The organism is Streptomyces sp. R33 (genome assembly GCF_041200175.1).
Classification (GTDB): Bacteria; Actinomycetota; Actinomycetes; order Streptomycetales; family Streptomycetaceae; genus Streptomyces; species Streptomyces katrae_B.
In genome coordinates, this window is record NZ_CP165727.1 from 7,318,306 (window position 1) to 7,332,069 (window position 13,764).

11 protein-coding genes and 1 pseudogene are annotated in these 13,764 nt (G+C 74.6%); 4 read left to right on the forward strand and 8 right to left on the reverse strand.

Going from position 1 to position 13,764, the window contains the following annotated elements:
- The first annotated feature begins 32 nt into the window (after positions 1 to 32).
- Complete coding sequence (locus AB5J51_RS33655; RefSeq protein WP_369780356.1) at positions 33 to 2,495, forward strand: hypothetical protein; 2,463 nt, start codon at positions 33 to 35, stop codon at positions 2,493 to 2,495.
- Here the strand turns inward: AB5J51_RS33655 and AB5J51_RS33660 are convergent.
- The 5 genes from AB5J51_RS33660 to AB5J51_RS33680 form a co-directional block, all read right to left on the reverse strand.
- Positions 2,446 to 4,887, reverse strand: a complete 2,442-nt coding sequence (locus AB5J51_RS33660) for a right-handed parallel beta-helix repeat-containing protein (RefSeq protein ID WP_136222236.1) — start codon at positions 4,885 to 4,887, stop codon at positions 2,446 to 2,448. The two genes, AB5J51_RS33655 and AB5J51_RS33660, sit on opposite strands and share 50 nt — an antisense overlap.
- 127 nt (positions 4,888 to 5,014) lie before the next feature.
- Positions 5,015 to 5,632, reverse strand: a complete 618-nt coding sequence (locus AB5J51_RS33665; protein ID WP_369779345.1) for a hypothetical protein — start codon at positions 5,630 to 5,632, stop codon at positions 5,015 to 5,017.
- Positions 5,633 to 5,879: 247 nt separating this feature from the next.
- Positions 5,880 to 6,704, reverse strand: coding sequence for an MOSC domain-containing protein (locus AB5J51_RS33670; RefSeq protein ID WP_136222234.1), 825 nt, complete (start codon positions 6,702 to 6,704; stop codon positions 5,880 to 5,882).
- A gap of 55 nt (positions 6,705 to 6,759) precedes the next feature.
- Positions 6,760 to 7,272, reverse strand: coding sequence for a DUF6643 family protein (locus AB5J51_RS33675; RefSeq protein WP_133898807.1), 513 nt, complete (start codon positions 7,270 to 7,272; stop codon positions 6,760 to 6,762).
- Positions 7,273 to 7,519: 247 nt separating this feature from the next.
- The gene (locus AB5J51_RS33680) at positions 7,520 to 8,689 is read right to left on the reverse strand and encodes a glycosyltransferase (RefSeq protein ID WP_369779346.1); all 1,170 of its coding nucleotides are present in this window, start codon (positions 8,687 to 8,689) and stop codon (positions 7,520 to 7,522) included.
- 2,003 nt (positions 8,690 to 10,692) lie between these two features.
- Between AB5J51_RS33680 and AB5J51_RS33685 the strand changes: the two genes are divergently transcribed.
- Together AB5J51_RS33685 and AB5J51_RS33690 are read left to right on the forward strand one after the other, a co-directional pair.
- Positions 10,693 to 11,487: a glutamate racemase gene (locus AB5J51_RS33685; protein ID WP_053788534.1), complete on the forward strand. Its 795-nt coding sequence runs from the start codon at positions 10,693 to 10,695 to the stop codon at positions 11,485 to 11,487.
- 7 nt (positions 11,488 to 11,494) lie between these two features.
- On the forward strand, positions 11,495 to 11,644 hold the full coding sequence (locus AB5J51_RS33690; protein ID WP_369779347.1) for a hypothetical protein: 150 nt from the start codon (positions 11,495 to 11,497) through the stop codon (positions 11,642 to 11,644).
- 103 nt (positions 11,645 to 11,747) lie between these two features.
- On the opposite strand, the gene AB5J51_RS33695 is transcribed toward AB5J51_RS33690, so the two are convergent.
- Both AB5J51_RS33695 and AB5J51_RS33700 read right to left on the reverse strand, forming a co-directional pair.
- Positions 11,748 to 12,695 (reverse strand): ADP-ribosylglycohydrolase family protein, encoded by a 948-nt coding sequence (locus tag AB5J51_RS33695; protein WP_369779348.1) that lies wholly within the window; start codon positions 12,693 to 12,695, stop codon positions 11,748 to 11,750.
- Entirely contained in the window at positions 12,665 to 12,802 is a 138-nt protein-coding gene (locus tag AB5J51_RS33700) for a hypothetical protein (RefSeq protein ID WP_369779349.1), read from the reverse strand. Before AB5J51_RS33700 ends, AB5J51_RS33695 begins: the two co-directional genes overlap by 31 nt.
- 35 nt (positions 12,803 to 12,837) lie before the next feature.
- Between AB5J51_RS33700 and AB5J51_RS33705 the strand changes: the two are divergent.
- Positions 12,838 to 13,208 (forward strand): annotated as a pseudogene (locus AB5J51_RS33705) (FAD-dependent oxidoreductase); the annotation flags it as partial.
- Positions 13,209 to 13,246: 38 nt separating this feature from the next.
- On the opposite strand, the gene AB5J51_RS33710 reads toward AB5J51_RS33705, so the two are convergent.
- Positions 13,247 to 13,723, reverse strand: coding sequence for a VOC family protein (locus AB5J51_RS33710; RefSeq protein WP_369779350.1), 477 nt, complete (start codon positions 13,721 to 13,723; stop codon positions 13,247 to 13,249).
- Positions 13,724 to 13,764: the final 41 nt, after the last annotated feature.

The following is a 13,764-nucleotide window of genomic DNA, read 5'->3' on the forward strand; positions in this document are numbered from 1 at the left end:
CCGCCCCGCTAGCGGAGGCCGCCGTGCCGGACATCCCCAAGCCCCCGCATCCCCTGGCCCTCGAACTCCTCACACCCCCGCGGCCCCTGGCCCTCGAACTGCGCGTGCACGGAGTCCACGGCGCACCCCCCGACGAGCTGCTCGGCGACCCGCGCACCGTCCGGATCACCGGGGACTCGACCGCCGCCGTGTTCCGCCGCGCCGCGGACGCCGACGCCGAGGACCACCCCGAGTGGTACGCCGGCCGGCCCGTCGTCGAGGCCTACTGCTGGTCCCGGCTCACCTCCGGCAACGGCGCCCGCGCCCTGTGGCTGCTGCTCCTGCCCTTCATGGTGGTCAACCTCGCCCACTGGGCCCGGCCGGCCGCGCCCGCCACCGGACCGGCGCCGCGCGGGGTGCGCACGTACGGGGTCCTCGTACGGGTCCTCGCCCTCAGCCTCACCCTGCTGCTGATCGCAGCCGCCTGCGAGGTCTCGCTCGACCTCCTGGCATGGCAGTGCGCGGGCTCCGCCCACTGCGCCGGCTCCCGTTCCCGGCTCGGGTTCCTCGAACCCGGCGGCTGGTGGGGCCAGCCCGGGCGGCGGCTCGCCCTCGGCGCGCTGGTCCCGGCCGCGCTGACCGGGCTGCTGTGGTTCCTGTCGAACCGCACGTGGAGCGCGTACGAGTCCCAGCCGCCGCCCGCGGGCACGGCCGTCCCCCCGGCCGCCGCGGGCGGTTCGCCCGCGCTCGGCCGGCCCGGGTTCTGGTACGGGCGGCGCATCGTGGCACGGCTGCGCGCCGCGCACACCGCCGCCGGGCTGCTCACCGTGGCCGCCGCCGTCGCCGTACCCACCGCCCGCCACGACCGCCGCGCCGGCACCCCGGCGCTCGAGGCCCTCGGCTGGGCCCTGGAGGTGCTGCTCGTCGGCGGGGCCGTCGCCGTCGCCTGGGTCGTCTGCCGGCGCGGCCGCACCGAGGTCCGCGCCGACCACCGCCTCGACCGGGCCGCCGTCACACTGCTGCCCGGCTCCGCCCTCGCGCTGCTCGCCGCCGTGCTGCTGTACGCCGGCTGGTCCCGCCCCGGGTGGACCTCCGCCGGGCGGCTCCCCGGCGACTTCGCCTTCGGCACGCTCATGCTCGGCCAGGGCTGCTGCGTCCTGCTCCTCGCCGTCGTCGCAGCCCGCCTCTACCGGTCGGCCCCCGACCCGGCGACCGCCCTGTACGGCCTCGGCGGCCCCGCCATCGCCATGCTCGGCTGCGCCCTCGGCGGGGTCATGTCCGGCGGTGTCGCCCAGCGGGTCGCCGACTGGCTGGACGGGGCCGGGGCCCCCGGGCCGGGCGGGGTTCCGCTGCCCGCGCCGCCCGTGCTGCTGTCCTGGCAGGCCGCCGTACTGCCCCCGCTGCTCCTCGTACTGGCCCTGGTCGCCGCCTGGTTCGCGGTGGGCGGGATCCGGGCGCGGCGCAGGCTCGCCGCCGGGGTGGCCGCCGAGTACCCGGGGGAGCCGCCCGACGAGGACCGCAGCCGCCGGATCGCCGGGGCCCGGGCCGCCGCCGCGCTCACCGATTCCGCGCCCTGGTTCGTCGCCGCCGTCTCCGGGATCACCCTGCTGCTCGGCGCGGGCGCCCTCGCCGGAGCCTGGATCAGCGGCCGGGTCCCGGGCGAGGCCGCCCGCGGCGCCCACCCGCTGCTGGAGACCGCCGCCCGCGCCGCACAGGACGCCGGGTCCTGGCTCATAGGGCTCGGCTTCGTCCTGTTCGTCACCTGGGGCCGCCGCGCCTACCGGGACCCCGCCGCCCGCCGTACCATCGGCGTGCTGTGGGACGTCGGCACCTTCTGGCCGCGCGCCGCCCATCCGTTCGCGCCGCCCTGCTACGCCGAGCGCGCCGTCCCCGACCTGACCTGGCGGATGACCGGCTGGACCGGCCGCACCGGCGGCCGCCTGGTGATCTCCGGTCACTCCCAGGGCAGCGTCCTCGCGGCGGCCGCCGTCTGGCAGCTGCCGCCGCAGGTCCGCCGCCGGGTCGCCCTGCTCACGTACGGCTCCCCGCTGCGGCGGCTCTACGGACGCTGGTTCCCGGCGTACTTCGGCCCCGGCCCGCTTCGCGCGCTGCACGGCGACGTCGACTGCTGGCGCAACCTCTGGCGCTCCACCGACCCGATCGGCGGCCCCGTCCTCGCAGCCGCCCGCGACACCACGGGCCCGGCAGCCCCGGCCGCCCCGGGAAGCCCGGCCGCCGCGGCCGGCTCCGTGGACCGCGGGCCGCTCGCCGACCCGCTCGCCTACGGGCGCAGCGCCCGCCACCCGCTGCCCGCGCCGATCCTCGGCCACTTCGACTACCAGGCCGACCCCGCCTTCGCCGCCGAACGCGACGCCCTCCTGGTCCGGTTGGCGGGACCCGCCCGCCGCGCCCGATCGGCAGGGCCGACCCCGAGCGGCGCCACACCCGCCGTTCCGGCCCCCAGGGTCAGCAAGGAGCCGGCAGAGCCGGAAGATCCTCCGGGAACAGCAGGGTGAGCTCGTCCGTGCCCGGATCCGACAGCTGCGCCACCCGGCCCGCATGCCGCTCGACCATCGACTCGAAGGTCTGGCGGGCCGTGCGGCCGTTGCCGAACGCCGGACCCTTCGGCAGCTCCGTGAAGTACGTCAGCAGTGCCTCGGCCGTGCCCTCGCCGAGCCGGTACTCGTGCTCCTCCGCCTGCTGCTCCACGATCCGCAGCAGCTCCTGCGGACCGTAGTCGCCGAAGGTGATGGTCCGGGAGAACCGCGAGGCCACACCCGGATTGACGGTCAGGAACCGGTCCATCTCCGCCGTGTACCCGGCGACGATCACCACGACCGCGTCCCGGTGGTCCTCCATCAGCTTCACGAGGGTGTCGATCGCCTCGCGCCCGAAGTCCCGGCCCGAGTCCTCCGGCGCCAGCGCGTACGCCTCGTCGATGAACAGCACCCCGCCGCGCGCCCGCTCGAAGGCCTCCTGCGTACGGATCGCCGTGGAGCCGATGTGCTCGCCGACCAGGTCCACGCGGGACACCTCGACCAGGTGGCCGCGCTCCAGCACCCCGAGGGAGGCGAGGATCTCGCCGTAGAGCCGGGCCACCGTCGTCTTGCCGGTGCCGGGGGAGCCGGTGAACACCAGATGGCGGCGCACCGAGGCGGCCTTGAGGCCCGCCTGCTGCCGTCGCCGGCCCACCTCGATCATGTCGGTGAGCGCCCGCACCTCGCGTTTGACGCTCTCCAGGCCCACCAGCGCATCGAGCTGGCCCAGCACCTCGCCGGAGCCGCGCGCCGCCGACGGCCCCCGGTCCGCGTCCTCCACCGGGCGCGGAGCGGGCACCTGCGCCGCCTGCGCCGCAGGGCCCTGGACCGCCGCGACGGTACGGATGCCCGCGCGCTCACCGGCGAGGGCCCCGGCCGCGGCCGACTGGGCCGCGAGCCGCGACCCGGACTCGTCGCTCGTGCACTCCTCGGCGAGGGGGCCGTCCTCCGAGAACTCGTAGCCACCGCGCGCGCAGCGCTCGGTGTGGCAGCCGGTCAGCGTGGTGCGGCAGCCGTCGATGACGTGGAAGCCGAAGCCGGAGCTGCCCGTCACCCGGCAGGAGTGGAAGCTTCCGCGGCCGCCCGCCGACACGTAGAACCCCGCCTCGGACGGGGAGCTCACCGTGCACCGCTCCAGCGCGGGATCGGCGCCCTTGGTGACGATCACTCCCGTCTGGACCGCGTCGATCGTGCAGTTGGCGAGGGTGCCGCCGCTGCCGTGGTCGCGGAACCAGGCCCCGGTCGCCGCCTCCCGGATCCGGCAGTCGTCGACCTGCGCGGTCGCCCCGTCGCTCACCGAGACGGCCGTGTTGCGCACCTGGGACAGGTCGCTGTCGACCACGTCGGCGCGCGAGCCCCGGTCCAGCACGAACACTGCGTCCGGCACGTCGTGCACGCGGCAGGAGTTCAGCGACGCGGTGGCCCCGTCGCTGATCCACACCGCCGGATAGTCGCCCGTGCTGTCGTGGATCTCGCAGGACTCGGCATCCACCCGGGTACCCGGATCCCACACCGACAGACCGTTGCGGCCGAACCGGCGGACGGTGGTGCGGCTGAGCGTGAGCACCGAACGGGAGCGCAGGTCCACCGCGTTCTCCGGGATGTCGTGGATGTCGCAGCCGGCGAGGGTGAGCACCGCGTCCGTGTCGAGGGTGACCCCGTCCGTCGCGGTGCGGTGCACCGCACAGTCGGTGAGCCGGGCCGCCGCCCGCGCGGCGATCTGCACACCGGTGCCCTTGATCTCGTACACCTCGCAGCCCAGCGCCTCCAGACCCGAACCCTCGCCGGTGACCGCGATGCCCGCGCCCGACGCATGGTGGATCCGGCAGCGCTCCAGACGCGGATGCCCCCCTCCGCGGACGGAGACCCCGGCCTGCCCGGAGGCCACCACCTCGCACTCCTCGAACACCCCGCCGCCACCGTCCAGTACGGCGATCCCGACGCCCGCCGGGTTCTCCACCGTGCACCGCCGCACCAGCGGGCGGGCCCCGCCGCGCACCTCGATGCCGGCCGCCGACCGGGTGCTCACCCGCAGATCGGTGAGCTCGGGGGAGCCCTCCTCGACGAGCAGCGCGGGCGCCGCCCGGTCCTGCCCTTCCAGGTGCAGGTCCTGGACGACGGCCGAGGCGCGCACCGTCAGCGCGACCCCGTCGAGCGGGGCGATCCGCACCGAACCCACCGAGCCCTCCGGCCCACGCAGGGTGACGGCATGGTGGAGCACCAGGTTCTCCCGGTAGGTGCCGGGGGCGATGGACAGCACGTCCCCGTCGCCCGCGACGGCGAGCGCGGCGGCCAGCGTCGGATACTCACCGGAGCGGCGCCGCCACCGCGAAGATCCGCCGTGCGTCACCTGGACCGTGCCCTGTGCCATGGTGCTGTCGTTCCCCCGCCCTCGTACTCGCGCTGTCGAAGCGACCGAAACCCGCCGCCCACCGTCGTGGCGACGACCGACTCCGGCCGCTCCACCGTAGCGCGCGCGGAGCCGGTGAGTTGCCAGGTCAGCTGCCCGCGCCCGCCCGGCCCCAGTCCGGTCCCGCCGCCGCCCAGGCACGGTCCAGGCGTATGTACCGCCGATGCATGAGCCTTCGTACGACGAGCCGGCGGACCGTCTCCACCAGCGCTGCCGCGCCGACGGCCGCGGCCAGGCCCACCACCGCGGCGTGGGCACTCGCCGAGGACGCGTCGAGAGGACGCCCCACGAGCCGGCCCTGCGTATCGGTCCATATCCGGAACCGCTCCCCGGCCCGCGGCGGCTCCTCCGCGGCCGGCACCGTCCCCTGGTGGCTGCTGCCGTCGGGCGCCGTCCACGACGCCACGATCTGCGTGCGCTGCGGCGACTGCCGCTGCGTCGACGCATCGGCGCTCGCCCCTGCACCCGAGGCCGGCTCGGCGGCCGGCCGGACCACCACCGCCGGGACGAGGTACCGCTCCTGCCGCTGTTCACGCGCGGCCCGCTGCAGCGTGCCGTCCACCTCCAGGCCCGCGACCGCGCCGACGGCCGGAGCCACCAGCAGGACGCACACCAGCGCGGCGAACGCCAGCCACGCCTCGAAGAGATCCGTCGGCCGGCGCAGCGGATTGCGCCGCCAACGCCACACACCCATGGCTGTCCACACGGTCCGGCACCCCCTTTGCCTCCGTCTGCCTGCGGTCCAAGCCTCCCGCATGCCCCGGCAACGCGCATTCCGGGACGCGCGGCAGTCGTGTCACCCGATCCGGTGCACGAAGTCACGGAAGCCGAAGCCGAGCTTCCGTACCTTCCTGCCACACCTGTCGAATGCACCAACGGCCCGCCCACGGTGCTTGGTTCCAGCGTTCCCCCAGAGCCCCTCGAAGGTGTCATTCCGAGGGGCCGCCGCACGCTCACTCCAGGATGCGGACCTCGTCTCCGACCCGCACCGTGCCCACCCGCACCGGAACCAGCTGCCGCCCGAACGCCAGCGACTTGCCGATCCGCCGGTGCCGGGCCAAGGTCTTGAGCGGCTCGCTGCCGCGCTCGGCCGTCGCCTGGTCGGTGGTCGTGACGATGCACCGCCCGCACTCCCGGGCCCCGCGGAAGACGGCGTCGCCGATCGCGATGCGCCGCCAGCCGTCCTCCGCCCACGCCTCGGCGCCGGCGACCACCACACTCGGCCGGAAACGGTCCATCGGCAGCGGACCCTCCTCGGGATGGTCCCCCTGAGCGATCAGCGCGTTGAGCGCGTCCAGCGACGCGAGGGTCACGAGCAGCACCGGATAGCCGTCGGCGAGGCTCACCGTCTCGCCCGGCAGTGCGTACTCCGGGTCAACGGGCCGCCGCACGGCGGGATCGTCCAGGTGCACCAGCCGCGCCGGCACCCCCAGGTAGGCGCTGAACCAGTCGGCCGCGGCGCTCGCGGCGAGCACGGTCTCGACCTTCTTGCCGAACAGGACCACCGGCTCCAGCGGACCCGGCTGCGGCACCTCCACGACCAGCTCGGCCATGCCCGGTGCCGAGAGCGCGACGGCGCCGCCCCCCAGCGGACGCGCCGCGGCCAACGCCAGCCGGGGCTGCTGGCGTTGGGTGATGACCGTGCCCTCGGTGTCGACAAGCGCCCACCGCCGGTCCCCGGACAGACCCCAGGGCTCCACGACCACCTCGTCGGGAGCTGTCCCCGCTACCGACTTGACGGGATGGACGTGGAGCGCCTGGACATACAAATTCGCCATGGGAGCATCCTGCCAGGAGCTCCCACGCACGCCCCGACGAGCGTCAGCGGGCCCGTCAGTAGCCGCGCCCCTGGTACGGGCGGCCGTACGGGTCCTCGTACGAGGCGGCCGGGACCGGAGCCGGAACCGGAACCTGCATCGGGCGCGGTGCGGCCGGACGCATCGCCTCGTACCCGGTGCCCGTGGCCACCGGTCGCGGCTGCTGCGGCTGCGCCTGCTGCATGTACCCCGCGCGGGCCACGGCGGGCTGCTGCTGCGGGATGTACGGGGCGGGCGCGTTCTGCAGCGGCATCGGCGCGGGAGCCTGCTGCTGGTACGGGTACCCGTACGCAGGGGCTTGCTGCTGCTGGGGCATGGCTGGCGGCAGCGCGGGCAGGGACGAGGCGAGGGCCGGGAGGTACCCACCGCTCGAATAGCCGGCGCTCGGGGAGTCGTACGCGGCCGGAACGCGGATCGGGGCGATCTGCGGGGTGCCGCGTTCGGCGACGAGGGAGTCGTAGATGGGGGTGTCCGGGAAGGAGGGCGCGGAGTAGTAACCGCCGCCATAAGTGGAGCGGGGGGAGGTCATGGGACCTAAGTTAAGCCCACGACTTCACCGGGTCCATAGCGAGGTGTGACGAACACCGCCCTGACCTGCATATTCGCAGGTCAGAGCCACACCCTTCACTTCTCGTTCATGTGCACGTTTTCGCCACTTGCGCCCCGGGTTGTTCCTACTCGTACTCACCGGTTGGGTGTTGCACCGACTTGTTGCTGACGCAGCGTCACAATTCGGTGACCTGGGATGACATCGGCACGGAGGGCAGTTCGCCGTTTCAGGCATCACTCGGACGGGCATAGGTACGGCCCTTCCACGCCGCGCCGCGGCCCCGGTAGTGCTGGACGGCCGAGTCGACGGTCATCAGGAGGTACAGGAGCGCCGTGAGCGGAAGCAGCGGAGCCAGCAAGGCCGGCTGGCGGTAGTAGCGCAGCATCGGCAGATAGGTGCCGGCCATCAGCAGCCAGGCGAGAGCGCCGGCCCAGGCGGTGGCGACCTGTCCGGTGGCCAGACCTGCGAGGAAGGCGACCGGGGGGACGAGGTAGACGAGCACGAGCCCGGCCACCGTCCCGGCCAGCAGCAGCGGACGGTGGCGCAGTTGCGCGTACGCACTGCGCGAGATCATCCGCCACAGGTCCGCGAGCGCGGGGTACGGGCGTACGCTGTCCACCCGCTCCGCGAGCCCCAGCCAGATCCGGCCGCCCGAGCGCCGCACGGCACGGGCGAGGGAGACGTCGTCGATGACGGCCTGCCGGATCGACTCCGGCACGCCCGCCCGTACGGCGGCCTCGGTGCGCAGCAGGACGCAGCCGCCGGCCGCGGCGGCGGTCCGGCCGGCCGGGCGGTTGATCCGGCGGAAGGGGTAGAGCTGGGCGAAGAAGTACACGAAGGCCGGCACGACGAGCCGCTCCCAGAGGCTGACGACGCGCAGGCGGGCCATCAGCGAGACGAGGTCGAGCCCGGCGCTCGTCGCGGCCGCGACCAGCTCGCGCAGGCTGTCGGGCTCGTGCGCGATGTCGGCGTCGGTGAGGAGCAGGTACTCGGGCTCGGTGGCATGGGCGGTCCTGGCGAGCGCGATGCCGTGCCGCAGCGCCCACAGCTTCCCGGTCCAGCCGGGTTCCGGCTCGCCGGGGGAGACGACGGTGAGGGGCAGCCCGGGCTGCTCCCGGGCCAGCCGCAGGGCGAGGGCGCCGGTGCCGTCGGTACTGCCGTCGTCGACCAGGATGACCTCGGCTTCGCCGGGATAGTCCTGGGCGAGGAGCGAGGGCAGGCTGCAGGGCAGCACCCCGGCCTCGTCCCGGGCCGGGACGACGATGGCGACGGAGGGCCAGCGGGCGGGAGCGCTGCGCGGCGGTAGCCGCACGTCGGTCCGCCAGAACATGCCCTGGGCGAACGTGAGCCAGATCCAGACGACGAGGGACGCGCAGGCGGCGCAGAGAAGGCCCATGCGGGCAGTCTGCCGAACCCCGCGGGACGTGTCCCGCATTCGGGCGGGGCGGGGGTGGCGGGTTCTGCGCCCGGGGGGGTGCGGGTGGGGGTGGGGGACGTGTTCTCGGAGTCGGTAAGGCGAGCGGGATCTGGGGCGGGGTCTGTGTGCTCGGCGTCGGGAGGGTGGATCGGGGGCCGGGGGCGGGGTTCGCGAACTCGGGGTCGGTGTGTGTCCGGGGGCGTCCCGTCAGTCCACTGTCCTTCCGTGGCGTGCCGGCCCGTCAAGGGCGCTCCTCCTTCGTCGTCGCGTCGCTTCGCGATGGCCTTCGGCCACCCTTGACCGACCGACCCGCCCCGGAATGCCAACAGACTGCCGGGAAGCCCCCGAAGGAATGGCCGGGAGGTTCATGTTCCGATTGGCCCCGATCAGAGATGCCGAGCGGGAGCCCCTGTCCATCCGCACCCCATTCCCCGGGACCACCGAGGTGGAGCAGGATGGGGCCAGGGGGAGGCCATAGTCCCCCAAAGGGCCCAAAGGAAGCCCTTTCCGGACCCGGGCAGGGTCAACCTGCACCAGACAGCGGCCAGATGACCATGCCGGTAGGCGTGGGCCGGCAGGCGCCCCGGATCGCTACGCGCTCCTCATCTCTCGGCGTCCGACGGCCGTCTGGGGCTGGACATAAACAGCCGAGACGCCTCCGTGGGCGGGTTTTCGAGCGTCTGCACGCTATTTGGGGTGAAAAGCGGGCGAGAAGGAGCCTGATGCCGGATTTCTCAACCCCTGACTCCGACAAGCACGCATTCACGCATCAACTGGGCGTCAAAACGGGACAAACGACCCGCAGTCGCTTCCCATGCCGGACCGTGCCGGTCGTGGGCGGCCTATGTCCAGCCCCAGACGGCCGTCGGACGCCGAACCGGGCGGAGCGCGTAGCGATTTGGAGCGTCCACGGCCCGACCGGCACCGCATGGTCATCTCATCGCTGTCTGGTGCAGGTTGACCCTGCTCGGGTCCGGAAAGGGCTTCCTTTGGGCCCTTTGGGGGACTGTGGCCTCCCCCTGGCCCCCTCCTGGTCCACCTCCGTGGTCCTGGGGACTGACTCCGGATGGACAGGGGCCCCTGCTCGGCATCTCTGATAGGCCCTCATCGGAACATGAACCTCCCGGCCATTCCTTCGGGGGCTTCCCGGCAGTCTGTTGGCATTCCGGGGCGGGTCGGTCGGTCAAGGGTGGCCGAAGGCCATCGCGAAGCGACGCGACGACGAAGGAGGAGCGCCCTTGACGGGCCGGCACGCCACGGAAGGACAGTGGACTGACGGGACGCCCCCGGACCCACACCGACGCGGAGTGCACAGATCCCGCCCCCCCAACACCCCGGCAGACGTCATCGACGCCGCTCCCGCGGCCCCGCCCCCGACATCCCGGCTGGCCTTTCCGCTGTCGCTCCCGCGGCCCCGCCCCCGACATCCCGGCTGGCCTTTCCGCTGTCGCTCCCGCGGCTCCGCCCCCGCGTCCCGGTCGGGCCTTACCGACGCCGAGTGCACGGCCCCCGCCCTCAAGGTCCCGGCTCGCCTTATCGACGCCGCTTACACAGACCCACAGACCCCGCCCCCGCCCCCGCCCCCGTCCCCCCGATCCACCCTCCCGTCGCCGAGTGCGCGGACTCCCGTGCTCCCGGTCGAGCTCTGCTGCCGAGCGCGCGGACGTGCCCTCTGGTGTCCCGAACGACCCTTCCGGCATCGACTCGGCAGGCCGCCCCGCTGCCGCCTCCGCCGCACCGGTCATCCCGCTTCGGCGGGCCCCGCCCGCGGCCCGGCCCCGACTGGCACGTCGGCTCCGCGTGCGCGGACCCCGCCGCTCAGATCCCGCCGTGCCTGCCGCCCCGGTCGTTCGGTCCTCGCGGCCCCACCCCCGGAGCCCCTGACGCTCCCGGCCCGCCGCCCCCGCCACCCTCACCCCGCCTCGCCCCCACCCCCGCCCCACATTGAGGGCTTTCCCGGCGGCTTCGATTAAGGTGACCAGGTGAAGATCGCCCTCATGGACTCCGGAATCGGCCTCCTCGCGGCGGCTGCCGCGATGCGGCGGCTGCGGCCCGACGTCGATCTGGTCCTCTCCAGCGACCCCGACGGCATGCCCTGGGGGCCGCGTACCCCTGCCGATCTGACCGGGCGCGCCCTCGGTGTCGCCCAGGCCGCCGCCGGGCACCGGCCGGACGCGCTGATCGTGGCCTGCAACACCGCCTCCGTGCACGCCCTGCCCACCCTCCGGGCCGCGCTCGAGCCCGGGATCCCGGTGATCGGGACCGTGCCGGCGATCAAGCCCGCCGCCGCGGCGGGTGGGCGCGTGGCCATCTGGGCCACCCCCGCCACCACCGGCAGTCCGTACCAGCGCGGGCTGATCCGCGACTTCGCCGCCGGGGCCCGTGTCACCGAGGTGCCCTGCCCGGGACTCGCCGACGCCGTCGAGGCGGGGGACGGCGCCGCCGTCGCCGCGACCGTCGCCGCGGCCGCCGCGCTCACCCCGGCCGACGTCACCGACGTCGTCCTCGGCTGCACGCACTACGAGCTCGTCGAGGCACCCATCCGGGCCGCCCTGGCCGAGCGGACCGGCGGCGCCGACCTCCGCTACCACGGTTCCGCCGAGCCCGTCGCCGTACAGGCGCTGCGCCGCCTCGGCGCCCTCCCCGAGCCGGGCCTGCCCCGTACCGGCACCCTGACCGTCCTGCTCAGCGGGCAGGAGGGGGCGCTCCCCGCGGCCGCACTCGGCTACGCCGAAGGCCGGCTGCTCGCGGAAGAGGGCGCCGCCGTCGGGGGATGATCCGGCGATGACCCTGCAGGACCTCGCGCTCGCCGCCACCGATCCGGCCCGGAGCCGGTGCCGCGGCGAGGACCACACCGTGGCGGCGGTGGCCCGTGCCCGCGACGGCAGGACCGTCGAGGGCGTGAACGTGTACCACTTCACCGCAGGCCCCTGAGCCGAGCTCGTCGCCCCGGCCGCGGCCACCCGCGGCTGCGGGTGATCCTCGGGTCCGGCGGCGCGCTGCGTGCCGTGCCCGTGGCGGATCTGCTCCCCGAGCGTTACGTCCGCCCCGCGAGCGACTGGGCGAGCGCGCGCAGCCCGTCCGCGTCCAGCACCCGGTTCCCGAACCCGGGCAGCGGTACGTGCAGCGGTGCGGTCCACTCCGGTGGGATCGCCGCCTGCCCGTAGCGGGCCCCGGCCAGGGTGCCGGTGACCGCCGCCACCGTGTCGGTGTCCCCGCCCAGGTCCACGGCGGCCCGTACGGCCTCGGCGAACCCGGTGGTCGTCCTCAGGGCCCAGACCGCCGAGCCGAGGCAGGGCCAGACCGCTCCGTTGAACTCGGTGGCCAGTCCCGGATGCCAGTCGGGGCCGAGGACGAGCCCGTACCGCTCGCGGTGGTCGGGGTGTACGGCGGCGAGCGCCTCGGGGAGGGCGGCCAGTGGATCGCCCCCGTCGAGCATCACCCGTACGAGCTCGTGCAGCAGGGCCGTGCCCTCCCAGGCGGCCCGGTCGCCGTGCGTCAGCGCGGCGATCCGGCGGGCGGCGTCCATCGTGCCCTCCCGCCCGGCGGAGGCGAAGTACACCGCCGAGGTGGAGGCCCGCATCAGGGAACCGTTGCCGGCCGCCCGCGCGTTGATCTGGAAGTGCAGTGCGGCGGCCAGGTCCCAGGCCTCGCCGTTGGTCAGCACGTCCTCCGTCTGAAGCCCGATGTCCTTGGGCTCGCCTGCCGCCCAGCGCTGGAACCGCCCGAAGACGTCGGGGAGTTCGAGACCGCCCTGCTCCAGCAGGGATTCGCCGACCAGGACCGCCATCTGCGTGTCGTCGGTCGCCTCGCCCGGGTCCCAGCCGCCGCCCCCGCGCATCTCCTCGCCGCGCGCGGTCAGCTCGCCGGCGGGCCCGAACTCGTAGGGCGCGCCGAGCGCGTCACCGACGGCCGAGCCCAGAACGGCGCCCACGGCGCGGTCGAGTCGAGTGATCACGGTTCCTCCTCGGACGGTTCGGGGCATACGCAGGCCAGTACACCGCGTGCGAAGCCTTCCAGGTCGTCGAGGTCGGCGGCGGCGAGGGCGTCCGGGGCTCCGGCCAGCAGGTGCGGGATCGCGCCGTGCAGCACGAGGGTGAGGGGGCGGACCCGGTCCGCTCCGGCCGGCAGCCCGGCACGATCCGATCCCGCAGGTCCTCGCCGACACCGATCCGGCGACCTGGATCCGGTACGACGCCAACTGCACCCGGCGCTGCCCTCGTTCGTCCACGGCGGCCGTACCGCCCTGGTCGGCGACGCGGCGCACGCCATGACCCCCAACCTCGGCCACGGCGCCTGCACCGCCCTCCTCGACGCCGAGGCCCTCGCCCGTGCGGTCGCCGTCCACGGGCGGGCCGCACTGGCCGGCGCACTGCGCGCCTACGAGGGTGAGCGGCGCCGCAGTGCCCAGCGCGTCGCCTTCGGCTCGCGGAACCTGCACCGGTTCATGACGGCCCGGCGCCCCGCCCTGCGCGATGCGCTCCTCGGCCTCCTCCCGGCTGAAGCCCCGGGCGCCGGGGCTCCGGGGCCCTTGGGTCACGCGTCCGCGAGCCGTCCCTGCAGCTCTTCCCAGGACACGTCCTCCACGTGGGTGAGGAACACCCACAGATGCCCGAACGGGTCCCGCAGGATGGCGGTCCGGTCGCCGTGGAACTGGTCCGCCGGGGGCTGGACCAGCTCGGCGCCCTCGGCCAGCGCCGTCCGTACGAGCGCGTCCACGTCCGGTACGAACACGTGCAGCGCGACCGAGGTACCGCCCAGCTCCGAGGGCGCGGTGAACGGGCCCTCGGAGACGTCACCGAGCATGAGCACGGCCCCGCCGATCCGTATCTCGGCGTGCATCACCCCGCCCTCGGGGTGATCGAGCCGGAAGTCCTCGACGGCACCGAAGGCCCGCCCGTAGAAGGCGAGTGCGGCGGCCGCGTCGGACACCATGACGTGGGCCACGACCGCCGTGCGGTAGCGCTCGGGAACGATCTGTACGGCCTGCTGGTCTGCTGCGTGAGTGGTCATGTGGACGACCGTAGGACCTCAAGTTTGCTTGAGGTCAACAC

What these genes read in the sequence shown, in the direction of transcription:
- AB5J51_RS33690 (WP_369779347.1), top strand. Translation starts at nt 11,495, where the DNA reads ATGACCCTGCAGGACCTCGCGCTCGCCGCCACCGATCCGGCCCGGAGC.
- AB5J51_RS33660 (WP_136222236.1), bottom strand. Translation starts at nt 4,887, where the DNA reads ATGGCACAGGGCACGGTCCAGGTGACGCACGGCGGATCTTCGCGGTGG.
- AB5J51_RS33695 (WP_369779348.1), bottom strand. Translation starts at nt 12,695, where the DNA reads ATGCCCCGAACCGTCCGAGGAGGAACCGTGATCACTCGACTCGACCGC.
- AB5J51_RS33670 (WP_136222234.1), bottom strand. Translation starts at nt 6,704, where the DNA reads ATGGCGAATTTGTATGTCCAGGCGCTCCACGTCCATCCCGTCAAGTCG.
- AB5J51_RS33680 (WP_369779346.1), bottom strand. Translation starts at nt 8,689, where the DNA reads ATGGGCCTTCTCTGCGCCGCCTGCGCGTCCCTCGTCGTCTGGATCTGG.
- AB5J51_RS33675 (WP_133898807.1), bottom strand. Translation starts at nt 7,272, where the DNA reads ATGACCTCCCCCCGCTCCACTTATGGCGGCGGTTACTACTCCGCGCCC.
- AB5J51_RS33710 (WP_369779350.1), bottom strand. Translation starts at nt 13,723, where the DNA reads ATGACCACTCACGCAGCAGACCAGCAGGCCGTACAGATCGTTCCCGAG.